The 22,373-nt window shown below is 55.1% G+C and carries 16 protein-coding genes; 4 read left to right on the forward strand and 12 right to left on the reverse strand.

Annotated elements, in window-relative coordinates:
* Positions 1–86 precede the first annotated feature (86 nt).
* From recC to rppH, 9 genes are all read right to left on the reverse strand, one after another.
* Positions 87–3,467 carry an exodeoxyribonuclease V subunit gamma gene (gene recC / locus E0E17_RS03295; protein WP_130831489.1) on the reverse strand — a complete coding sequence of 1,127 codons (3,381 nt, stop codon included), beginning with the start codon at positions 3,465–3,467 and terminating at the stop codon, positions 87–89.
* A gap of 105 nt (positions 3,468–3,572) precedes the next feature.
* On the reverse strand, positions 3,573–3,878 hold the full coding sequence (locus E0E17_RS03300) for a prepilin-type N-terminal cleavage/methylation domain-containing protein (RefSeq protein WP_237680755.1): 306 nt from the start codon (positions 3,876–3,878) through the stop codon (positions 3,573–3,575).
* Positions 3,871–4,275, reverse strand: coding sequence for a DUF2509 family protein (locus E0E17_RS03305; RefSeq protein ID WP_130831491.1), 405 nt, complete (start codon positions 4,273–4,275; stop codon positions 3,871–3,873). The genes E0E17_RS03300 and E0E17_RS03305 overlap by 8 nt, the downstream gene beginning before the upstream one ends.
* Positions 4,272–4,805 carry a prepilin peptidase-dependent protein gene (locus E0E17_RS03310; RefSeq protein ID WP_130831493.1) on the reverse strand — a complete coding sequence of 178 codons (534 nt, stop codon included), beginning with the start codon at positions 4,803–4,805 and terminating at the stop codon, positions 4,272–4,274. Before E0E17_RS03310 ends, E0E17_RS03305 begins: the two co-directional genes overlap by 4 nt.
* Positions 4,802–5,272, reverse strand: coding sequence for a prepilin-type N-terminal cleavage/methylation domain-containing protein (locus tag E0E17_RS03315; protein WP_130831495.1), 471 nt, complete (start codon positions 5,270–5,272; stop codon positions 4,802–4,804). The genes E0E17_RS03310 and E0E17_RS03315 overlap by 4 nt, the downstream gene beginning before the upstream one ends.
* A 196-nt stretch (positions 5,273–5,468) precedes the next feature.
* On the reverse strand, positions 5,469–6,263 hold the full coding sequence (thyA, locus tag E0E17_RS03320; protein WP_130831497.1) for a thymidylate synthase: 795 nt from the start codon (positions 6,261–6,263) through the stop codon (positions 5,469–5,471).
* Complete coding sequence (gene lgt, locus E0E17_RS03325) at positions 6,260–7,138, reverse strand: prolipoprotein diacylglyceryl transferase (protein ID WP_130831499.1); 879 nt, start codon at positions 7,136–7,138, stop codon at positions 6,260–6,262. Before lgt ends, thyA begins: the two co-directional genes overlap by 4 nt.
* A gap of 136 nt (positions 7,139–7,274) precedes the next feature.
* Positions 7,275–9,521: a phosphoenolpyruvate--protein phosphotransferase gene (gene ptsP, locus E0E17_RS03330; protein WP_130831501.1), complete on the reverse strand. Its 2,247-nt coding sequence runs from the start codon at positions 9,519–9,521 to the stop codon at positions 7,275–7,277.
* Positions 9,522–9,533: 12 nt separating this feature from the next.
* Positions 9,534–10,061, reverse strand: a complete 528-nt coding sequence (gene rppH / locus E0E17_RS03335) for an RNA pyrophosphohydrolase (RefSeq protein WP_130831503.1) — start codon at positions 10,059–10,061, stop codon at positions 9,534–9,536.
* Between the two features lie 683 nt (positions 10,062–10,744).
* Here rppH and mutH point away from each other — a divergent pair.
* The 4 genes from mutH to E0E17_RS03355 all read left to right on the forward strand — a co-directional run bounded on the left by mutH (position 10,745) and on the right by E0E17_RS03355 (position 13,716).
* The gene (gene mutH / locus E0E17_RS03340) at positions 10,745–11,431 is read left to right on the forward strand and encodes a DNA mismatch repair endonuclease MutH (protein ID WP_439654628.1); all 687 of its coding nucleotides are present in this window, start codon (positions 10,745–10,747) and stop codon (positions 11,429–11,431) included.
* Positions 11,432–11,490: 59 nt separating this feature from the next.
* Positions 11,491–12,201 (forward strand): TerC family protein, encoded by a 711-nt coding sequence (locus tag E0E17_RS03345; protein ID WP_130831505.1) that lies wholly within the window; start codon positions 11,491–11,493, stop codon positions 12,199–12,201.
* Positions 12,202–12,321: 120 nt separating this feature from the next.
* Positions 12,322–12,537, forward strand: a complete 216-nt coding sequence (locus E0E17_RS03350) for a YgdI/YgdR family lipoprotein (protein ID WP_130831507.1) — start codon at positions 12,322–12,324, stop codon at positions 12,535–12,537.
* A gap of 138 nt (positions 12,538–12,675) precedes the next feature.
* Positions 12,676–13,716, forward strand: a complete 1,041-nt coding sequence (locus E0E17_RS03355) for an NADP(H)-dependent aldo-keto reductase (RefSeq protein ID WP_130831509.1) — start codon at positions 12,676–12,678, stop codon at positions 13,714–13,716.
* A gap of 147 nt (positions 13,717–13,863) precedes the next feature.
* On the opposite strand, the gene E0E17_RS03360 is transcribed toward E0E17_RS03355, so the two are convergent.
* From E0E17_RS03360 to aas, 3 genes are all read right to left on the reverse strand, one after another.
* Positions 13,864–18,264 carry a hypothetical protein gene (locus E0E17_RS03360; RefSeq protein WP_130831511.1) on the reverse strand — a complete coding sequence of 1,467 codons (4,401 nt, stop codon included), beginning with the start codon at positions 18,262–18,264 and terminating at the stop codon, positions 13,864–13,866.
* Positions 18,265–18,772: 508 nt separating this feature from the next.
* Positions 18,773–19,972, reverse strand: a complete 1,200-nt coding sequence (gene lplT, locus E0E17_RS03365) for a lysophospholipid transporter LplT (protein ID WP_130831513.1) — start codon at positions 19,970–19,972, stop codon at positions 18,773–18,775.
* On the reverse strand, positions 19,969–22,119 hold the full coding sequence (gene aas / locus E0E17_RS03370; RefSeq protein WP_130831515.1) for a bifunctional acyl-ACP--phospholipid O-acyltransferase/long-chain-fatty-acid--ACP ligase: 2,151 nt from the start codon (positions 22,117–22,119) through the stop codon (positions 19,969–19,971). Before aas ends, lplT begins: the two co-directional genes overlap by 4 nt.
* Between the last annotated feature and the right edge of the window lie 254 nt (positions 22,120–22,373).

Raw genomic sequence — 22,373 nt, forward strand, 5'->3', positions numbered from 1 at the left:
TCGCAGCCGAAAGTACCACAAAACATCACATCATCAGTTATCAGCCTCAGCGGGCTAATGGCCGCCTGAGGCTCACTTATTGTGTGCTATTCATCATCTTTGTGTGCCCGCAGCAGCGGCAGATACCACTGCTGCGCAGCAGCAATAATTTCCTGCAGGCGCGCTTCGTCAAGCACGCGACACAGGCGTGCCAGGTAGGGATCGTTGCCCTCGCCCTCAACCTGATAACCGCCCTGCCACGCCTGCAGCAGACGATTCCGCGCTTTTTGTTGCGTGGCTTCATCCCATTGCAGCTCGCCGCTTCTGGCGTCAAAACTCGCTTCCAGCCAGGCACCGCCGCTTTTATTCAGCAGCATCAGTGGCTGGCAGAGGCCCGCCTGATAGCCTGCGACAAAGCGTTGCAGTTCCGCTAACGCTTCTGTTTGCGGCAAGGCGGTAAAGCGCCAGCAGCTCTGTTTACGTCCATACATACGGCTGGTGCCGGTGCCGCCCTGCGCGCAATAGACCAGATGCTCCAGCCACAGCAGCAATCCGTCGTTCATATTGAGCACCCCGGGACGCCAGCGCAACAGGCCATCAGCTTGCACCTGGGCCAGCCAGCCGGTCAACAATACCTCGCCCAGCGGCAGATGGATCTCCTGGCTCTCCCCTGCGCTGCGCTGCGCAATCACTTCCTGCGCCACTTCCTGCATCTCTTCGGTTTGTGCCTGCCAGAAAAGCTCGCCAAAAGCGCCATAGGGCAGATTGCCGGCGGCGCGATGATGCGCATAAAGCTTTTGCGTATCCTCCCCCGCCACCAGTGCATTTAACAGCTGCGTATTGATCTGGTAGCGATCGAGATTTTCCAGGGAAAAGGGCTCGCTGTCTGGCAGCTCGCTCTCTTCCAGCTGAAAGCTGACGCCCAGGCGCTGGGCGAACCAGGCCCGGACCGGATGGCGCCAGAAGCGCAGCAGCTGCTCCAGCGTCAGTTCCGTAAGCGGCACCGCAGGCAGCGGCTGGACAAAATCCTGCTGCGGCTCGCCGTGGCCCAGTGCGGCAGGCAGCCATTCACGGGCAAAGCTGCGGCAATGCGCGCCGGGATGGAAATTTTCTGGCGCAAACGGCATCCGGCTATGCAGATGATGCATATGGCGCAGCACACGCCGCGCGCTTTCATCAACTTCCAGCTTTTCATCGCCCGGCAGGCAAAAGCTTTGCGCAATATAATCCATCAGCTCTGTGACCAGTACTGAGGGATAGCGTTCCGTATTATCCTGAATATCGCGCCCGATATAACTGATGTAAATCTGCTGCTGCGCGGAAACCAACGCCTCCAGGAAGAGGTAGCGGTCATCATCGCGGCGGCTGCGATCGCCACGGCGCGGTTGCTGCTGCATCAAATCAAAGCCCAGCGGCGGCAGCGTACGCGGATAGACACCATCGTTCATGCCCAGCAGACAAACGACTTTGAACGGGATAGAACGCATCGGCATCAGGGTACAGAAGTTAATCTGCCCCGCAAGGAAACGCTGGCTGATGCGCTGCTGATCAAGCCGTCCGCGCAGATCGTCGCGCAGCAGGGTGACCGGAATCGCCTCTTCATAGCGCGCTTCGCGGCCATGCTCAATGATTTCTTTCCATTGCTCCTCAATCAGCAGCAGGGCCGCTTCGGTATCGGCATCGCCAGTGAAAAACTGGCTCATCATCTCGCGGCAGAGCGGCAGCCACGCTTCCATGGTACGCGACCTGGCCAGCCGCTGACGCCACTGATCCAGCTGCATCAGCAACTCCGCCAGATGCCCCGCCAGCTCACCGGTCAGCCCACTGGCTTCGTCATACGGCAATATCCCCTGCCAGTCCCCGTTGTGGCTCTCCAGCGCGTAGCCCAGCAGCATGCGTTGCAGGCCAAAACGCCAGGTGTGCTGGCCGGTCACCGGCAGCGCCAGCTCTTCAACGCTGGCGTCATCCAGCCCCCAGCGCACGCCGGACTCCATCACCCAGCGGCGTAACAGGCGCAGCCCCTCTTCATCAATTGAGAAGCGTTTCGCCAGCGCCGGCACTTCCAGCAGCGCCAGCACCTCTTCGGAAGCAAAGCGACTCTCCGGTAGCGCAAGCAGGCTAAGAAAAGCGGTAATGGCCGGGTGCGCCTGACTGGCGCGCCGGTCAGAAATGGCAAAGGGCAGATAGCGCTCGCGCGGCGCGTTGGCAAAGACCGCCTGAATAAAGGGCGAGTAGGCATCAATATCCGCCACCATGACGATGATATCGCGCGGCTTGAGCGCCGGATCCGCTTCCATCATCGCCAGTAAGTGATCCTGCAACACTTCTACCTCGCGCTGCGCGCTGTGACAGACCTGCAGCGAGATGGAGCGATCGGCGGGATCGAGGCGACGTTTTTTACGACTGTTTTCCAGATCCGCCTGGCTCAGTCCGATCACCGCGTTATCCTGCAGGTTCAGCAGATCATACTGCATGGTATGCAGCAGGTTATCGGGCTCAACCTCAACAAAGGCATCGATGTCATTATCTGACACATCCATCTGGCTGAGCAGGAAGAGGTTATCGCGCCCGAGTTTGCCCCAGGAGGCGAGCAGCGGATTGGTCAGCTGCTGCTCACCGGCGTCATTAAACAGCCCGGCAGCATGATCGGGATCGCTGAACAACGCGCGCTCCTGACTGGAATCGTGCAGTCGGCGGCGGCGGCTCTGCAATTTCGCCAGGAAGGCGTAATCCTGAATATCGCCCCAGTAATCGCGACAGGGATTAGTGAACAGCAGATGGATATCAATGTGCTGGCCTAACGCCTGTAAGGCCTGCAAATAGACCGGGGGTAACGCGGAGATGCCGCATATAAAGACCCGCTTCGGCAGACCGGGCGGTACGCTCCGGGCCTGTTCCAGCGTCTGGATAAAGCGCGTATTGAGGTTGCCGCGATGCCAGGTTGACTGGCCCAGTTCGCGAGTATAGTTCACCAGATCACGCCATAAGGCGGCCTGCCACTGCTGCGCCTCACCCAGATTTTCAATCGTTTCGCCCTGCTCCCAGCGACTCAGCCAGTCAGCCCGGTAAACCAGATACTGGTCAAACAGATCGGCGACGCGTGAGCTGAGCTGAAACAGCTTGCGTTTATCGCTGTCATCGTTGAGGTAGTGGCGCAGCGAGACAAACTCTTCATGCGCCAGCAGCGCAGGCAGACGATTCATCAGTTTCCAGCTCATGCTGGCTTTGGTAAAGGCGCTTTCTTCGGGAATGTCGGGCAGCACGCAGCGAAACATCTCCCAGATAAAACCGGAAGGTAAGGGAAAGCGGATGTTAGCTGCGATGCCAAAACTCTGCGCCAGCTCCATCTGCAACCACTGCGCCATGCCGGGACTTTGCACCAGCACCACTTCAGAGTCGAACGGATCGGTTAAGGGATCGAGTTCGATAATAGTCGCCGCCAGGGTTTTTAGCAGGTCGAGCTGATTGGAATGGTACACCCTGAACATGGGGACTCCTGTGGTAAAACGTAGGGATATTGCAGCCCGGTCACTCTACCGCTTATCGCCGGGCTTGCAAGCGCGATAGCCTCTTCCATGCTATTTTTTTGACCATTATCGACAGCGCAGCACATTCAACGTGGCGCGGCGTTGATAAGGCCCGCTCACTTCAATCTTTTCCAGCTCGCACCCTCCCGGTCCGCTGTATCGGCTGACATAGCTGCGCCAGCCCGCTGTTTCCTGCCCGAGCACGCGCTGTGCCGCTACCCGCCAGGCCTGTTGCTGATACCATTGCTGGCTGAAGCCCAGGCTGAGCGCACGATGATAATTGAGCAGTGCGCTGATGCTCATCGCCAGCAGCAGGATGGCAAACAGGGTTTCCGCCAGGCTGAATCCCTGCTCTGCGGATGATTTATGCACACAGCTCAGGGAGGGCAAGCGGGCAGTAATCGATCCAGCCGTGGGGCAGCAGACGCAGCTGGTTTCCGCTCTCCTCCACCCAGTGCCACAATGCCAGTTCCCGCCCTGCGCCCTGACCCCGTAACAGGGCCTGCGCCTTCTCTCCCCGCCATAAACAGCTTTGCCAGCCAAATGTTTTCTCCTGTTGACACTGCCAGCCCACGCCGACGGGCCAGTTCAGGGTGGCTCCCCAGCGCAGCGCCGACTGGGCCTGGTGATAGTCCAGAATATAGTGGCGTTCATCCGCCAGCAGCGCCATGCCCTGCGCCAGCTGTTGTCGGCTGGCGTATAATGTCGCGCTGCCCATCAGCAGCACCATAATCACCATGCCGAGCGCACTGTTGCCATTTTGCCTCACAGGTTCTCGCCCTCGATCCAGCTTTCCAGACTGACCTGCTGCGATCCGGCGCGCCCGCTCAGGAGAATATTGAATAGCCTCCCCTGCTGGCGCACCTGAAAAGCGTCGATACGCAGAAAGGCGGGATCGGAGAGCCGTTCCCAGCCGCTGCCGTCGCAATGCTCTACGCCTCGCTGCATCTCCAGCTGCTGCTGACGCAGCCGGTAGCCATAGCTTTCACTGTCGCTGTGCAAAGGCCCTTCCCATTTGCCATTGCTGTTTTCATCCCACTTCACCAGCAGACATGCGCCCTGCGCCGCAATTGTCAGTCCGCTGCCGACGCAATGACCATGACAGTAACCGGCACGCCGCACCGCTTTCTCCAGAGTCATCATGATTTGCTGCAGTTCCCGCTGGAGCTGCACGCGCTGCTGCAGTCGCAAACTTTCCTGCTGCAACAGCGGCAAAAAGCGGCCCAGGCTCAGCATCAGTATCCCGCTGATGGCCAGCGCCACCACCATTTCCAGCAGACTGAACCCCGCTGTCTTCATTCACACCCCTCCTCGCTCGCCGGGCATAACCGGATACGGGCGCGGGCGGAAATAATCAGACGCCAGCGGCCAGCCTCATTGCCAAACTCAATGCTGCCCGCTCTGGCCACGTTGCGCCGTCCATAAAAACCCGGCTCGCCGTTGACGGCATAAATTTTTACGCCAGGATACGGCGCCTGCAGCATCAGACGCTGGCCGGTCACACAGCCCTGCAGCGGCCTGACGCCGCTGCCCAGACACCAGCGCTCCCCGGGTTGATACCAGAGGGGATAGTCGCGGTTCTGCCAGTTGGCGCGGGCACGCAGCTGAATTAAAAATCCCTGCAGTTGAAATGCGGTGTCGCGCAACTGTTGCCAGTGCTGCCAGCGTTGCCAGCCCTGCAATGCACCAAGGCTTAATACGCCCGCGATCAGCAGCACAATCAGCAGTTCCATCAGGGTAAAACCCGTTGCTGAAGATGTTTTCATGGCGCTACTTTGCCGTGCCGCCGGGGGGGCAACAAGGGTCAGCTTTTACCTTCTGAAGCAGGCTTCCATGCAGATGCGTGCGCTTGCCTGGCTTTTCACTGTTTTGTGACAGCGCTTCCGTCATTGGCCGACTGACAATAAAAAACCCCGGTGGCGGATACACACCGGGGTTGGCTGAGGAGTGACAGGTCGCGAATCAGATCGCGACCGGCGCCTTGATGGCGGGATGAGGATCGTAGCCCTCAATGTCAAAGTCTTCGAAGCGGTAGTCAAACAGGGAGGCTGGCTTGCGCTTGATCACCAGCTTCGGCAGCGGCCGTGGTTCACGCGTCAGCTGCAGACGCGCCTGCTCCAGGTGGTTGCTGTAGAGATGGGTATCCCCGCCGGTCCAGACAAAATCGCCGGGCTCCAGGTCGCACTGCTGCGCCATCATATGCACCAGCAGCGCGTAGCTGGCAATGTTAAACGGCAGGCCAAGGAAGACGTCGCACGAGCGCTGATAGAGCTGACAGGAGAGTTTGCCGTCCGCCACGTAGAACTGGAAAAAGGCGTGGCAGGGCGCCAGCGCCATCTGGTCCAGTTCCCCCACGTTCCATGAGGAGACGATGATACGACGCGAATCGGGATCGGTTTTCAGCTGCTGCAGAACCTTCGCCATCTGGTCGATCTCTGCGCCGCTGGCGGTTCCCCAGCTACGCCACTGTTTGCCGTAAACCGGGCCCAGATCGCCATTCTCATCGGCCCACTCATCCCAGATGCTGACCTTGTTTTCTTTGAGGTAACCGATATTGGTGTCACCCTGCAGAAACCACAGCAGCTCATGGATGATCGAACGCAAATGGCATTTTTTTGTCGTGACAAGGGGAAAACCCTCCTGCAAATTGAAGCGCATCTGGTGGCCAAAAATAGACAGCGTACCGGTGCCGGTGCGGTCATTTTTGGGCGTACCTTCAGACAGCACTTTTTGCATCAGGTCCAGATACTGTTTCATTTTTCCTCACGAAATTGTTGCTGCGGGCGCTGACGATACGCCCAGACCATCATGGCAATACCTGCCAGAATCATCGGGATCGACAGAATTTGTCCCATGCTGATGACGCCAAACAGGCCAAGCTGCGCATCCGGCTGACGGAAGAATTCGACGATAATACGAAACGCGCCGTAACCGATCAGGAACAGGCCGGAGACGCTGCCCATCGGACGCGGTTTGCGGATAAACAGGTTCAGAATAATGAACAGCACCACCCCTTCCAGCAACAACTCATAGAGCTGCGATGGATGACGCGGCAATACGCCCCAGGTATCCAGCAGCCCCTGCCACTCAGGGTGGGCTACCGTCAGCGCCACATCTTCACTGCGTGAGCCAGGGAACAGCATCGCCCAGGGCAGGTCCGGTGCCACACGGCCCCAGAGTTCGCCATTAATAAAGTTACCCAGCCGTCCCGCTCCCAGTCCGAAGGGGATCAGCGGAGCGATAAAATCGGCCACCTGGAAGAAGGTGCGTTTGGTGCGGCGGGCATACCAGAACATCACTGCGATCACACCCAGCAGGCCGCCATGGAAGGACATGCCGCCATCCCAGACCTTAAACAGATAGAGCGGGTTATCAAGGAACAGCGGCAGGTTATAGAACAACACATAGCCGATACGCCCACCGAGAAAAACCCCGAGGAAACCGGCGTAGAGCAGGTTCTCCACTTCCTCTTTTTTCCATCCACTGCCGGGCTTATTGGCGCGACGTACCGCCAGCCACATGGCGAAGACAAAGCCCACCAGATACATCAGGCCGTACCAGTGAAGAGAAACCGGTCCAATGGAAAAAATTACCGGATCAAATTGGGGAAAAGCGATATAGCCGTTACTCATCTTTCACCATTCATTTTTCTGCCCTGAAAATGTGGGCGGCTGCAACGCAAGCTCAGAACTGCCGAGCGCTTAAGGCTGCGCATCATAGCACAGCCGGTTTTCTCACGGGACGCGGAAATGTAAACGCTCGTATTCCCTAACGCCCGCCGCGAATCAGGCCGCCCAGCCCGCGCTGCTCCATAAACAGGGCAACCAGCTGACGGACCTCGCCAGCGGTACGCGCCTGCAGACCTTGCGCGCATAAGCGCTGCGTCTCCTCCTGATCGAGATGACGTAGCAGGTACTTAACGCGCGGCACATTTTTGCCGTTCATGCTGAGATGGCGATAGCCCATGCCGATCAGCAGCGCAACGCACATGGGGTCGCCCGCCATTTCGCCGCACAGGCAGAGCTCCAGTCCCGTCTGCTGGCTGGCCCGGGCGATCGCCTGCAGAGCATGCAGCATCGCCGGATGCAGCGGGTCGTAAAGGTTAGCCACACGCGTGTTGTTACGATCGACCGCGAGCAGATACTGCGTCAGGTCATTTGTGCCCACTGACACAAAATCGATATGGGGTGCCAGATGCGGGATCATAAACAGCATCGACGGTACTTCAATCATCACGCCAATACGCGGCCGTGGAATGGCGTACCCCAGCATCTCCTCTACTTCCCGTCCGGCGCGATCGATCAACTGGCGCGCATCGTCAATCTCATCAATGCTGGTGATCATCGGCAGCAGAATGCTGAGATTGCCGGACGCGGCGTTAGCACGCAGCATGGCGCGTACCTGGATAAGAAAGATTTCTGGCTGGTCCAGCGTCAGACGGATGCCACGCCAGCCCAGGCAAGGGTTCTCTTCGCTGATGGGCATATAGGGCAGCTGTTTGTCTGCGCCAATGTCCAGGGTACGCAGCGTTACCGGCTTGTGGTGGAACAGTTGCAGCATCCCCTGATATTGCGCAACCTGCTCCTCCTCGGAGGGGAAGCCGCTCTGCAACATAAAGGGAATTTCGGTACGGTAGAGTCCCACGCCATCGACCCAGCTGTCGAGCGCCTGCTCATGTTCCGCACTGAGACCGGCGTTAAGCATTACCTGCACGCGCTCACCGCTTTTTAACCGGCCTGGCTGGTCAACTTCCCCTTCCGCCACTTTCGTCAGCGCATGCTCTTCGCTGATAAGTCGCTGATACTCCTGGATCAGCACCGGCTCCGGATCGATAAGCAGCTCGCCGCGATAGCCATCGACAATCAGCAGCCGTTTGTTCAGCTGCTCCGGCAGAATATCCGCCCCCATTACGGTGGGGATACCCATAGCACGCGTCAGAATGGCGGCATGAGAGTTAGCTGCGCCGTCGCGTACTATGATCCCCGCCAGCCGCTCATGAGGCAGCTCCGCCAGGGTGGTCGCGGTAAGCTCATCCGCCACCAGCACGAAACGTTCAGGCCAGGCGCTGGTGCTGACCAGCGAATCATCGAGATGAAACAGCAGACGCTGCCCGAGTACACGCAGGTCCCCTGCGCGCTCACGCAAATAGCTGTCCTGCAGACTGGCAAACTGCGCGGCGAATTTTTCAATAACCGTTTTGACCGCCCACTCTGCCACTGAACCGTTTTCGATCTCGGCAAAGAGATCTTTTTTCAGGCGCGCATCGGAAAGCAGGTGGGAGTAGAGATCGAAAATAGCGGCGCTCTCTTTCTGCACGCTGGCAGAAAAGCGCTTGCTGAAACGGCGGAACTCGTTAGCTGCTTCCCCCATGGCCAGCGTCAGGCGCTCACGCTCCCGTTGCGCATCCAGCGTCGAGGCCGCAGATACCTGTTCCAGCACCGGCTGCGTTTCATCAACCCAGCCTGGCGCTATCGCTACGCCAGGTGCGGCAGCAATGGCGCGTACCCGGGTCTGGCGGAACTGACCGAACAGCTGGCTCATTTGCGATTGTGATAACAGCGCCGCCATCTGCGTCGCCAGCGTCACCAGGAAGGATTCTTCGCTCTCATCGAACTGACGATGTTCCCGCTGCTGCACCACCAGCACGCCCAGCAACTGGCGCCGGCTGATGATCGGCACGCCGAGGAAGGAACGATAGCGCTCCTCTTTAACTGCAGGAATAAATTTGAAACTGGGATGACTTTGCGCGTCGGCAAGGTTGATCGGTTCGGCGAGGCGTCCGACCAGGCCGACGATCCCTTCGTCAAAGGCCAGCGTGACGGTGCGACCGCGCGGTTTTTTCAGCCCACGCGTCGCCATCAGGTAATAACAGCGGCGATCGTGATCGGCCAGATAAACCGAGCACACTTCCGTATCCATCGCCAGGCAGATTTCATTGACCAGAATGCCGAGTGCTTCATTCAGGCGTGGCGCACTCGCCACTTTCTCTACTATTTCACGCAACTGAGTGAGCATAAGGGGCGTGGCCTATCCTCTTTTACGTCGACTGGCAGGCGTATTCCGCTGCACCGCACTCTCCTGCATAGACATTACTACGCCAGCGAATTCCTTCATGACGCGTCGGTAAACATCACGCTTAAAGGAGACAACCTGACGAACCGGATACCAGAAGCTGACCCAGCGCCAGCCATCAAACTCTGGCGTGCTGCTGCGTTGCACATTAATATCCGCATCATTGCACATCAACTGCAGAAGAAACCACTTTTGTTTCTGGCCGATACATACCGGCTTTGTGTCCCAACGCACCAAACGTTTTGGCAACTTGTAGCGTAACCAGTTACGGGTAGAAGCAAGGATACGAACATCTTTACGGTGTAATCCGACTTCCTCAAACAGCTCGCGATACATCGCTTGTTCAGCGGTTTCACCGGGATTGATGCCTCCCTGAGGAAACTGCCAGGAGTGCTGTCCAAAGCGCCTGGCCCATAAAACTTGTCCTTGCCTGTTACAGATTACGATACCAACATTCGGGCGGTAGCCATCATCATCGATCACCGGACTACCTCAAAGCTAAATTCAGATGGCTTGATTGTTTCACACTCCTTCCAGGCGGTAAACCACTGGTTAGGGCAGTTTAACGGGAATACCCCCTGGATAACTCACAGCCTTACATAAAGTTATAAACAGAGGATAGCGAGCGCCAGCGATTTTATTCACCTTTTCTGTGGATAGCTTTGTGAAGAACGCGGGAATTTTATGAATAAGCAATCAGGATAAATCTGATACCCACTGGGCGATATGCTAAATTTATCATTAATAAACAAAAAGATAATTTATTGATCCTGTAAGGATCGCGTTACAGGCATGGCGCTGTGAGCACCGGGATCCGGCGACTGGCTAAAGATCGAACATCGCCGTTTTTATCCACAGAATATGCGGTAAGGTTATGCACAACACGCAAAACCCGCCGCAAAATTTGCAAAGTCAAGGCTGTAAATCAACACAGTAGTGGCCTTTCCGTCGGGTTATCCCGACTTTCTGTGGATAACCTGGTTTAAGATCCTGTTCATTGTCGCTAACAAACAGGGATAACCTGACGCCTGGCGCATTCGCATCATGCCGGTACGGATAAAAAGCCATGATTTATCATGTTATTATTCTGGCAATCGTCAGCTGCCGGTTGTGAGCAATTATCCCGGTTTACAATAGCTCAAATTTTAAGCAATTCAGGACAGTGTATGTGTGAAAATATGAGCCTTCCTGCGCCACCTGAAGATGAAGCCACTCTGCTGCAACGCGCCCGGGGACTGGCTGGCTTTACTCTGGAAGCGCTGGCGCAGCAGATTGGCCTTGGCATGCCCGCCAGTCTGAAACGGGATAAAGGCTGGGTCGGTATGCTGCTGGAACTGCATCTGGGTGCCAGCGCGGGCAGCAAAGCGGAGCAGGATTTCGCCCATCTGGGCATTGAGCTAAAAACCATCCCGATAGACAGCGCCGGTCGCCCGCTGGAAACCACCTTTGTTTGTGTGGCGCCGCTGACCGGCAACAGCGGTGTAACCTGGGAAACCAGCCATGTGCGTCATAAGCTGGCCCGGGTGCTCTGGATCCCGGTAGAAGGCGAGCGCACCATCCCGCTGGCGGCACGGCGTGTCGGCGCGCCGCTGCTGTGGAGTCCCAGCGCAGAAGAAGAGCAGATGTTGCGCCAGGACTGGGAAGAGCTGATGGATATGATTGTGCTGGGCCAGGTTGAGCGGATCAGCGCCCGTCACGGCGCTTATCTGCAAATTCGCCCGAAAGCAGCGAACAGTAAGGCGCTGACCAGAGGGATCGGCGCCGATGGTCGACCGGTAATGACCTTGCCGCGCGGCTTTTATCTGAAGAAGAGCTTTACCGGTCCGCTGCTGGCACGTCATTTTTTACTGTAAGAAAAGCGGATGGCGGGCCTATAATCCTTGTTTAATTTTCGTTTAGGATTGAAGTAAGTATGTTCGACTGGATTGCTGATCCCAATGCCTGGTTAGCGCTGGGCACGTTAACCCTTCTGGAAATCGTTCTGGGCATCGATAATATTATTTTCCTCTCCCTGGTTGTCGCCAAACTGCCGCAAAAACAGCAGGCCAGCGCCCGCCGTATCGGCCTGATAGGGGCGATGATGATGCGCCTGCTGCTACTGGCCTCTATCGCCTGGGTCGTGCGTCTGACGCATCCGCTGTTTTCCGTGATGGATCATCCTTTCTCGCTGCGCGATCTGATTCTGCTCGGCGGCGGGCTCTTCCTGCTCTGGAAGTCGAGCATGGAGATCCATGAAACCATTGAAGGCGGAGCGGAAGAGCATCAGTCCAATGTGCACTCTTTTCTCGGTGCCATCGTGCAGATCATGATGCTGGATATTATTTTCAGCCTGGATTCAGTGATCACGGCGGTTGGCCTCTCCGATCATCTGTTTATTATGATGGCGGCGGTAATCATTTCTGTACTGATTATGATGTTCGCAGCGCGCACTATCGGCGAGTTTGTTGACCGTCACCCTTCAGTGAAGATGCTGGCACTCGCCTTTCTGATTCTGGTGGGCTTTACCCTGATCCTGGAAAGCTTCAATGTGCATGTGCCGAAAGGTTACATCTACTTTGCAATGTTCTTCTCTATCGCGGTGGAAAGCCTGAACCTGATGCGCAGCAAGAAAAGCCAGGCCTGATAAAGTCAAGGGCGGGCCGTGCTCGCCCCTGATTTTCAGAATCCTGCGATTAATCTTAACGGTAAAACGCACTATTACTACTCTTTTGAGGTGATAAGCGTAACTGGGGAGAGAAGCGGGATGAAAGGGTTGGCTGGCGTAGTGTTACTGGCAGCAGGTTTAGTGTTGAGTGGATGCAGCAGTAATTATGTGATGGCGACAAAGGATGGTCGTATGATCATGACGCAAGGCAAACCTACCATTGATGAAGAGACAGGCCTGGTAAAATATACCGATCAGGCCGGCCATGAAATGCAGATTAATGGTGATGAAGTCTCTACCATGATTGAGCGCTAAGCATCTTTTTTATCGCCTGCCCTGTTTTCCGTTCCGGGAGGCGATTTCCCGAACTTTCCCCCCTTTATTCTCCGCTATGGCACGCGCTATAGTCCCATAAGACATAACATTCCATTCCATAAAAAAAGGAAGCCGGCAATGCATTATCACCGTATCCCTCATAGCACGCTGGAAGTGAGTCAGCTGGGACTGGGAACCATGACGTTTGGTGAGCAGAACAGCGAAGCCGACGCTCATGCCCAACTGGATTTGGCGGTCAGTCGCGGTATCAATCTGATCGATACTGCGGAAATGTACCCGGTACCGCCGCGTCCGGAAACCCAGGGTTTAACCGAAAGTTATATCGGCAGCTGGCTGAAGAAGCGCGGCAGCCGTGACAAAATCGTGCTGGCAAGTAAAGTCTCTGGCCCGTCGCGCGGCAGCGATGCCTCCATTCGCCCGCAGCAGGCGCTGGATCGCAAGAATATTCGCGAAGCACTGGATGCCAGCCTGAAACGCCTTAATACCGATTATCTCGACCTCTACCAGCTGCACTGGCCGCAGCGTCAGACCAACTATTTCGGCAAGCTGGGCTATCAGTACAGCGAAACCACCGCCACGGTCACGCTGCTGGAGACCCTGGAAGCGCTGACTGAACAGGTGCGTGCCGGTAAAATCCGCTATATCGGCGTCTCCAATGAGACTGCCTGGGGAGTGATGCGTTATCTGCAACTGGCGGAAAAACATGAGTTGCCGCGCATTGTGACGATTCAGAACCCTTACAGCCTGCTGAATCGCAGCTTTGAAGTGGGGCTGGCGGAGATCAGCCAGCATGAGGGCGTTGAGCTGCTCGCCTACTCCAGCCTGGCTTTTGGCACCCTGAGCGGTAAGTATCTGAACGGTGCGCAGCCTGCCGGGGCGCGTAATACCTTGTTCAGTCGCTTTACGCGCTACAGCGGCGCGCAGGCAGAAAAAGCGATCGCCGCCTATGTGGCGCTGGCGCAAAAATACCAGCTGGATCCTGCGCAGATGGCGCTGGCCTACGTGCGTCAGCAACCCTTTGTCGCCAGTACGCTGCTGGGTGCGACCACCCTTGAGCAATTAAAAATGAATATCGACAGTTTTGACCTGACGCTGAATGCCGATATTCTGGAAGAGCTGGAAGCGATTCACCGCCAGTATACCTACCCGGCGCCTTAGAACCTCTGGTTTTATCCCGCGAAAGCGTGCTGTTTTCCGCACGGGAACAGCACGCTATAACGACAGAGTAGCGACCTCCCGTTAAGGTCTGATGGTTATCTGTCAGACTGCTATCTGGCCCCTTACCAATAAACGGGGCCAGTTAATTTACTTAAGACTACTGCCAGATGGCCCGGGCTCGTCAGGCTTTTCCGCTTTTCTGTCGAAATAGACTAACCTGCCGGTATGTATATTTTTCGCTTCGGTGATCTTGTTCAGTTCTTCAGGATCAACCACCTGTCTCAGAGTGGCACTTGCTCTGGGAGTAAATATTGAATACTTCCAGTCAGTGTACCTGTCCCAGGGATAAGAGGTAGCTAAAGCTTCAACTTTAAAAATTTGTCCTGGTCCAATAGTATGTTCAAACTCCTTTCCGCTTTTTGAAACAGCCAGAGGAAGCAAAGGTACCGCCTTCTCAAGACCAACAAAAAAGTAGGTCACAATGCGTTTTCTTTTTCCTAAAAACGCCTCGCTTATGCCTGATGCATCCGCAGCAATTGCTTTCGCATAATCCATGCCTGAGGAGACGCTCATAATTCGCTCAGCATTTGTCACATAATCACCCAAAACTATCGCGCCATCCCCCCAGGGATCTCTCATACCGGCAAAATATTCACTGACTCTTACAAAATCGCCTTTCACGGTGGGCAGCAGGTTCTTTTCATACACTTCACTTAATGCATCATAGACATTTTGTTCTGCTGGCGTGAGTTTCTCTCCTGTGGATTTCTTGTCATTCACTTCGTAATTATGCCCGTCTGTAATTACGCGCTCACCATTACTGTAAAACCCACTTGAAGATTCAATAGCCGTCCAGGTTCTTAACCCATCTCTTTGTTTCTTAGTAAGTGCTGCAACTGCGCGCTCATATTCTGTTGCATCAAGCTCCTCTTGTCTCAGCTCCATACCTGTGACTTGCGGATATACTTTCAGTTCGTTATTTTCATGTTTCACAAGGAGTATGTTTGCGGCCTCTGGATATAACAGACAAATATTTTGCTCTTCACCTACATTAAATACTTTTACAGGGATGCCATTGATAAAATAGTCCTGCTCTTTCCATGAGGTAGCTTCCGCTACGATAGATTTTCCGGCTGTTTTGGGTGCTGCCAGCTCTTTCGTAGCGGATTGACCTGAAGTGCCGGGTATGGCCAGATTTTCTGCAACAGTTTTGCCTGATGTCCCGGGTCGGGCCACAATGTCTGCAACAGTTTTGCCTGATGTCCCGGGTATTGCCAGATTTTCTGCAACAGCTTTGCCCGATGTCCCGGGTATTGCCAGATTTTCTGCAACAGCTTTGCCCGATGTCCCGGGTCGGGCCACAATGTCTGCAACAGTTTTGCCTGATGTCCCGGGTATTGCCAGATTTTCTACAACAGCGCTACCGGAGGTTCCGGGCTCATCGGGGGATAACCGACTTTTCTTCGCGCTTTCTGACTCATCTACGGCTGGTGGCCTCTTTAATCCCGGATTTTCTGCCGCTGCTTTCGGCGCCCCTCTTCCACCCAGCCCTTGTTGGGCTTGCCTGTACAAACGACCGCCCAGATTAACCGGGGCAGAAACAAGCATTCCGCCAGCTTCCAGATAGTATCTTTTGCCCGCCAGTTCCCCGGTTTCTGGATGAACTCTTACCCACAGCTCGCGTCCGCTTTCATCCCTACCGACCTGAGCAATCTGTACCTCTTTATTGAGTAACGGATCAAACGCCTCTTTTTTTATCATCGAGCCATTTGCTATTTCACGCACCGGCTGCACGGCTGCCGGTACTCCTCTTTTCTCCAGCGCTTCAGCCAGACGCAGTAATGCCGGTCCCTTATTCTCCAGTCTGGTAAGGATGTTTTGCAGCGCCTGAATTCCCTTTACACCGCCACTAGCCAGAATCTCAACGCCGGGATCGATACTCCGTGCCAGGCTTACCCCCATTTCCCTGATAACAGCTGGCGAGATTTCTTCAGCTATACGGGGGAATTGTTTGATAAATTGTTTTCCTCCTTCCTTCATCATCTGGTTTAAGGTTGCCTGCGCGACGGCACGCCGTAATGCAACCTCTGCCGCAGAGCCGAGTTTCAGCGAGAAATTAATACCCACCTTACTTGCCTGCCCAAAAAAAGGAATGATATTGGCAATATCTAACATGCAGGCCCCAAAGGCTTGCTCGTCGCCCCTACGGCTTCTTTCTATGCAGTCATAGAAGGGCACCAGGCTGAGGAAAAACTCTTTTATCTTTTGCTCTGTCGTTTTTACATAACCTTCAGCCTTAAGCGCATCACGCAAGTGTGTACGATGCAGGCTGGCAAGTTTATCGATCAACTGTTCCTGCGTCTCGTCAGTTGCTTTCAGCGGCTGATCATGCGTAATGATCAATTCATAATCACTATCACTGCGAGGTACTTTGCTGTCGGCAAGCAGAGCGAGCATATCCTCTCTTTCGTCGACGCACCTTACTGAATAGCCGCCTGTTTCGGCATCTTTTTCCAGTGCGTAAATATGCTTTTCATCTCCTCGCTTACACTCCAGCAGATCGACCGAATCAGGCAGCGGATATTTAAGTGCTTTGGCATTTTGCATGCCTTGCCTTACGGCTGGCGAAAGGGGAACACCATAGAGCTTTTTGCTGGCATCAAACCGGACATGCACCCGCCTGATATCCGCACTGGCAATAAAGCGCTGCTCTTCGTCATCGAGCTGACTAAACGCGGCAGGTAAAAGAATGATATCCGTTTGATAGAAGATCCCGGCCAGCCTTTCATTTTGCTGATCAAAGAGATTGTCGATATCGGGCAGGGTTACTCTTTCTTTTTTAACGATGTACTCCGTTGCTCCCCGCTGGTTCAGGTAGTTATTCAGCCACTTTCCCGGGACTCTATGCTTCTCCAGTTGCTGAAGCGCCAGTTCTGGCCGGGTTTTCCACCGTTCCGCCTCGTAAGAGAAGTGTAAAAAGGGATTGTTTTCCCTTAACCATTGTTCTGCAAATTCAGCATATTGCGGATAACTCTTCGCTGTATTCTGCGCCGCTATTTTAACCGGCCGTGCTTTCTCGCTTACCCAGGCTTCATGGATCAAAGCGGGCAAGCGGAAATATTCCATCCATTCGGCAGGCAAAGCTTCCTGACGAAGCAGAATATCGAGCAGCATCCCGGCTTCAGTAATCTCCTCTGCGCTAAGCCCTTTCAGGTCTGCGCCGGCTTCTCTGAGCAACAGAGTACCCGCATGTTTAAATCCCCACGGCGGTTGGGTAATATCTTTTTTTGCCAGTTCCGGCTGTCCTTTCAGCAGAAGGGTCGGCAAGGCATTGGCTATCACCTGCTCCTGTAAAAACTTGCGCGCTACAGGGGTCAACTTTCCCTGTTTTGTACTGCTGTTTATGAGGTTAAACAGGCGGCGCTGAAGATGGGCGTGATGGAACAGGGAATAATCCCGCTTTTGCATATCTTTAACCTGTTCCAGTACCCACTGTTCCAGAGGCTTACCCAGCACCGCATGCATTAGCCAGTCGTTAATGACCGCCATTTTACGCTCAGCAGAAATCGTTTCGTTCTTACCGGAACCATATTCACCCTTCGAGGCTAACAACTGAGCGGCAATCAGCGAAGCGTTATCATCATTCTGGTTAAGAAAGTTGATTACCTGGCTAGCCAGACTGCGCAGCGGTTTCAGTTGTTGATCCTGATAAAATTTCAGATGCAGTTCGCTGTCGTTATGCAACCGATCAGCTTCAGAAACCGCTGCTGTAAGGAGTAATGACTGTAGGCGGCGAGTCTGATCTTCAAAAATCAGCTTCTGAATCGTACTGGCAGAAACCAACGTCGGCTGAAGTGATATCGGCATAACGGTTATGCCATTCGGTGTCTGGAAAGGAGACATGGTAGGGTTAAGCGGTTGACCGGCTGCGCCTGGCCGTACGTCAGGCGCAATTTTCAGTTCAGCCGTCCTTGGTCCCAATTCAGCCGAGCCGCTAACAGGAAAATCCTGTATGGCAGAGCCGGGGCTGTGGATATTGGCCGCTTGTTTTTCCCCGGCGAGCCAGTAGGCCAGCGACCCAAGCAGGCTAAATCCTGCCGCGCCATATGCCACTTTTTTATTACACAGGCGCGCGCTGACAGGCTGCAATTTTCCACGGCTGTTTAACTGGTCAGAGAGGGCTTGCGCCACTGTTTGGTTAACATGTCCTGCGTCAAGCAACTCTTTCATTTCTTCTGCGGTATTCTGCTGTAAGTCTGACGCCTCTACAGCAGCGTATTCTTGCCGCGCCGGGAAAGATTGCTTCGCCTCTTCCTCCTTCGCTACAACAAGCACATCCACAAAATCTATTCCTGCGGGCGCTTTCTCAACGGAAAGAGGGGCCTGCCTGTTGAAGAAAATGGCTCTTTTAGCGCTATTAACGACTGTGCACACTTTTGCCAGGAAACCGTCTGATTTTTTAGCCAGATTATTCTGGTTATCAACGGTTTCCCAGGTGGGTCTATAAATAGAGTCAGGACTGGAGGAATTTAGCGGTGAGCTATTCATAACAAGTTCCCTGTTGCTTCTACACGAAAAAAATGCAGCCCAGGCTGGGCACATCATATTGAAAAGCAATAAATAACACCCTGAGAAACCAGAAAATATCAGGCAACGCTTAATTTGCAAGGTTTAATAGTTAGTGAAGAAATAATAAAAGAAAACTTTGCAGACAATAATATAAAACAAGCCATTTCTGGTTGTGAAAAATCTTCGGTTATGAATTGAAAATGCCATAACCGGATGAAAATGGGTCTGTCAGAGCAAGTAAAAAAGCCACCTCATAGAAGGACTTTTTAAATACCACTTAAGGGTGGATAAAATGGCCTGAAAAGAACATCCTTCTGATTTATAAACTTTAAATTCAAAAACAATTAAAGCAAAGCCAAAGCCTTTTGATGTCCACGTTCACAGAACATGGTTTTCAGTTAGCAATAAAAAGGCGCCGTTGTGTTAGCGCCTTAAGTCGAACAAGGAGGGGAAAAGATGTTCGTTTATTTAAGCTCAGAGCAAAAGCTCAGCCGCCTGGCGTGCGTTTCCAGCCCCACAGCAGAGCGATCGCCACGGCAAACAGCACGCCAAAGCCCACGCCGGTGGCAACGGCGGACGCGCCCGCTTTGATCGCCAGCGTATAGCACCCCAGCATCAGCAGCATGGCGCTGTTCTCGCCAAGATTCTGTACCGCAATGGCATTGCCGGAGCCTACCGTCTGTTTACCGCGCGCCTGCAGCAGCGCATTGAGCGGCACCACAAAAAAGCCGCCCAGCGCCCCGATAACCACCAGCAGCAGATAAGCGTTGATCAGGCTGTGCTGCAGGGAAAACAGCACCACCATAACGCCGATCAGGATCCCGGCAGGCATACAGCGGCTGACCGTTTTCAGCGTCACCACTCTGGCGGCAACGCCCGCGCCCAGCACGATGCCCACCGCCACCATGGCGTTCAGGGTCGAAGGCGTACTGTTATCACTGATGCCGAGCGCAACCGGCACCCAGAGCACCAGCAGAAAGCGCAGCGTCACCCCCGCTCCCCAGAACAGACTGGTACCCAGCAGTGAGAAACGGGTTTCACCATTACGCCACAGCAGCGCGCAGGCATGAAAGAAACGGCGCAGCATCGCGGCAAATTGCCAGCTTTGTCCGGCACGCGCGGCGGGCAGTGCCGGAATAAACAGGTTAGCTACCACCGCCAGCGCATAGGTCAGCGCGCAGATCGTCAGTGCCGCCAGCAGATGCCAGTCGGCCAGCACGCCCCCTGCCACGGATCCCAGCAGAATCGCCGCAATGGTCGATCCCTCCATCAGGCCATTGGCCTTCACCAGAGTTTCATCGCGGGTAAGCTCCCCCAGAATGCCATATTTGGCGGGCGAATAGGCCGCCGCGCCAATGCCTACCAGGGTGTAGCCGAGAAACGGGTTCAGCCCTACGCAGATCGCCAGCGCACCCAACAGCTTCAGGCTGTTCGCCACCATCATCACCCGGCCTTTGGCGAAACTGTCCGCCATCTGCCCGACAAAAGGGGCCAGCAGAATATAGGCCACGACAAACAACATCTGCAGTACCGGCTGACTCCAGTCGGGGTAGAACTGGTTTTTTAACAGCGCCAGGGTGGCAAACAGCAGTGCGTTGTCACCAAAAGCCGAGAAAAACTGCGCGACAATCACTGCCAGCATGCTGCGTGAAAGGAGCGGACTTTCCGGGTTGGGCACCACACTCATGCTCGCTCCTCTTCCGCCATTTTCTTCAGGGTGACGTAATCAGGCTTACCGCTGCCTAACAGCGGCAGCTGCGCTACAACGCGAATATCGCGCGGCAAGGCCAGCTCCGCTGCGCCCAGCTGACGCGCCGCCTGTTGCAGCCGCTCACGATTCAGATCCTTGTCGGTGGTAAACAGCACCAGCGCTTCGCCGCGATTGCCATCCGGCCGCACGGAAGCGGCGTGCTGCTTATCGGGCGAGGCGCTGAGGGCGATCTGCTCCACGCTCTCCAGCGATACCATCTCGCCGGCGATTTTCGCAAAGCGTTTCACGCGTCCCTCAATACGGGCAAAGCCGCCCTCGTCAAAGCTGACGATATCTCCGGTGTCATACCAGCCCGGTTCCATCACCCCCTCCCCGTTATCAGCCGCAGGCGGCTCCAGCACCCCAGGATTTTCCACCCGCAGGTAGCCGTTCATGATGTTCGGGCCACGTAGCTGCAGACGGCCGCCCTGCTCAATGCCGGGCACGTTGATCAGCCGTGAATCCATACCTGGCAGAATGCGCCCTACAGTATGCGGTTTTGCCGCCATCGGCACGTTGATCGCCACAACAGGCGCACATTCCGTCACGCCATAGCCCTCTAGAATGCGGATACCATACTTATCCATATAGAGCTGGCGCGTATTCTCCTGCAGCTTTTCAGCCCCGGCCACCACGTAGCGCAGGCGGGCAAAATCATAGGGGTTAGCAAAACGCGCGTAGTTGCCGAGAAAGGTCGAGGTGCCAAACAGCACCGTGCAGTTACGGTCATAGACCAGCTCCGGCACTATGCGATAGTGTAGCGGGCTGGGATAGAGAAATAGCTGGGCACCGGTGAACAGGGGTGTGAATAACCCCACCGTCAGACCAAAGGCGTGGAACAGCGGCAGCGCCGACATAAAACGGTCGCGCGGCGTGAAATCCGCCACGGTGCGAATCTGTTCGACGTTCGCCAGCAGGCTTTTATGGGAATGCACCACCCCTTTCGGCTGCCCTTCCGAGCCGGAGGTAAACAGCACCATCGCCGCCTCTTCCGGCTGCTGCGCCACCTGCGCGCGCTGCGGCAGCAGCAGGTGAACCAGGACCCAGAGCTTATCCTGACGCGTCACGGTGGCGCGCAGATCCTCCAGATAGATCCACTGCACTTCCGTCAGCGCCTCCGGCAGGTGCCAGAGTTTGCCCTTATCGAGAAACTGACGCGAGGTAAACACCGTCTTGATCTGCGCCGCCGTGAGGGCGGCACGCAAGCCGTTGACGCCAGCACTATAGTTAAGCATCGCCGGTACACGACCGCGCATCGACGCGCCCAGAATGGCAGCAGCGGCAACGGTCGCGTTAGGCAGCAGCAGGCCAATGTACTCACCCTGACGACTGTAACGCTCCAGAATGCGCCCTACCCCCAGCACTTTCTTCAGCAGGCCACTGTAGCTGTCAGGCTTCAGGTTGACATCTTCAATGCAGGGCTTAAACCAGCCGTAGCGCGTACGCGCATTCAGAAACGCCTCGAACAGCGTCTCGCGCGGCCGTACCGCCATGCGTGCCTCCATCATCACATGATGCAGATACTCTCCGGCCAGCGCACGGCGCTCACGCGCCCGTTTCGCATCCGGCATCGGAATACGTGTCGCCGGAAGTACGCTCAGGGTGATGCGCGGGAAAAGTCGACGCTTAAAAACACCGCCCAGCCGACCGAAGGGGGTAAATTCTGCCCCTTCAATACGCACCGGCACCACGCTGGCCTGCGATTTTGCCGCCAGAAAACCTGCGCCGCTGTAGATTTTCATCAGCGATGCAGTCACGGTGATGCGTCCTTCCGGAAAGACCACCACCGGACGTCCGGTATTGATGGTACGCACCAGAAATTTGATCGACATCGGCTTCATGGGATCGAGCGGCACAAAATCGATCAGCGGTTTTAACAGACGCATATACCACTGTTCACCGATGCTGGAATAAACAGCAAACACCGGCTTAACCGGCAAAAACAGCGCCAGCAGGATGCCATCCAGAAAAGAGACATGGTTCGGCGTGATCAGCACTTTCTCTTTGTACAGACCCGAAAGATCGCCGCGGAGTTTCACTCCCCACAGCAGGCGGCATAGCAGACGCAACAGTTTAAATAACATGCCAGCTCCATAGCACAGTGAAAATAGCCTATAACGATGCAGGATCAAAAGGTTTTCGACAAGTGCAGAAGCAGATATATGTGGCGCAACAGGCGTAAAGTGCATCAACAGAGTAAACCTGCCGATGCGCTAATGACAGCGCGCCCTGTTTACCGGCGTCACACCGGGCAATAATGCTTTATCAATATTATTTTTTCTGATTAAAATCCCCCCGCACAGTAAATAAAATTGATTGAAATTTGCTAGCACCTCAA

Source organism: [Erwinia] mediterraneensis (assembly GCF_900604315.1).
Taxonomy (GTDB): domain Bacteria; phylum Pseudomonadota; class Gammaproteobacteria; order Enterobacterales; family Enterobacteriaceae; genus Pantoea; species Pantoea mediterraneensis_A.

Excerpts from the sequence above, each read along its gene's own strand:
- E0E17_RS03310 (WP_130831493.1), bottom strand. The coding sequence starts at position 4,805 with ATGAAGACAGCGGGGTTCAGTCTGCTGGAAATGGTGGTGGCGCTGGCC.
- aas (WP_130831515.1), bottom strand. The coding sequence starts at position 22,119 with ATGTTATTTAAACTGTTGCGTCTGCTATGCCGCCTGCTGTGGGGAGTG.
- mutH (WP_439654628.1), top strand. The coding sequence starts at position 10,745 with ATGTGTGAAAATATGAGCCTTCCTGCGCCACCTGAAGATGAAGCCACT.
- E0E17_RS03360 (WP_130831511.1), bottom strand. The coding sequence starts at position 18,264 with ATGAATAGCTCACCGCTAAATTCCTCCAGTCCTGACTCTATTTATAGA.
- ptsP (WP_130831501.1), bottom strand. The coding sequence starts at position 9,521 with ATGCTCACTCAGTTGCGTGAAATAGTAGAGAAAGTGGCGAGTGCGCCA.
- thyA (WP_130831497.1), bottom strand. The coding sequence starts at position 6,263 with ATGAAACAGTATCTGGACCTGATGCAAAAAGTGCTGTCTGAAGGTACG.
- E0E17_RS03315 (WP_130831495.1), bottom strand. The coding sequence starts at position 5,272 with ATGAAAACATCTTCAGCAACGGGTTTTACCCTGATGGAACTGCTGATT.
- lgt (WP_130831499.1), bottom strand. The coding sequence starts at position 7,138 with ATGAGTAACGGCTATATCGCTTTTCCCCAATTTGATCCGGTAATTTTT.
- lplT (WP_130831513.1), bottom strand. The coding sequence starts at position 19,972 with ATGAGTGTGGTGCCCAACCCGGAAAGTCCGCTCCTTTCACGCAGCATG.
- E0E17_RS03355 (WP_130831509.1), top strand. The coding sequence starts at position 12,676 with ATGCATTATCACCGTATCCCTCATAGCACGCTGGAAGTGAGTCAGCTG.
- E0E17_RS03345 (WP_130831505.1), top strand. The coding sequence starts at position 11,491 with ATGTTCGACTGGATTGCTGATCCCAATGCCTGGTTAGCGCTGGGCACG.
- recC (WP_130831489.1), bottom strand. The coding sequence starts at position 3,467 with ATGTTCAGGGTGTACCATTCCAATCAGCTCGACCTGCTAAAAACCCTG.
- E0E17_RS03350 (WP_130831507.1), top strand. The coding sequence starts at position 12,322 with ATGAAAGGGTTGGCTGGCGTAGTGTTACTGGCAGCAGGTTTAGTGTTG.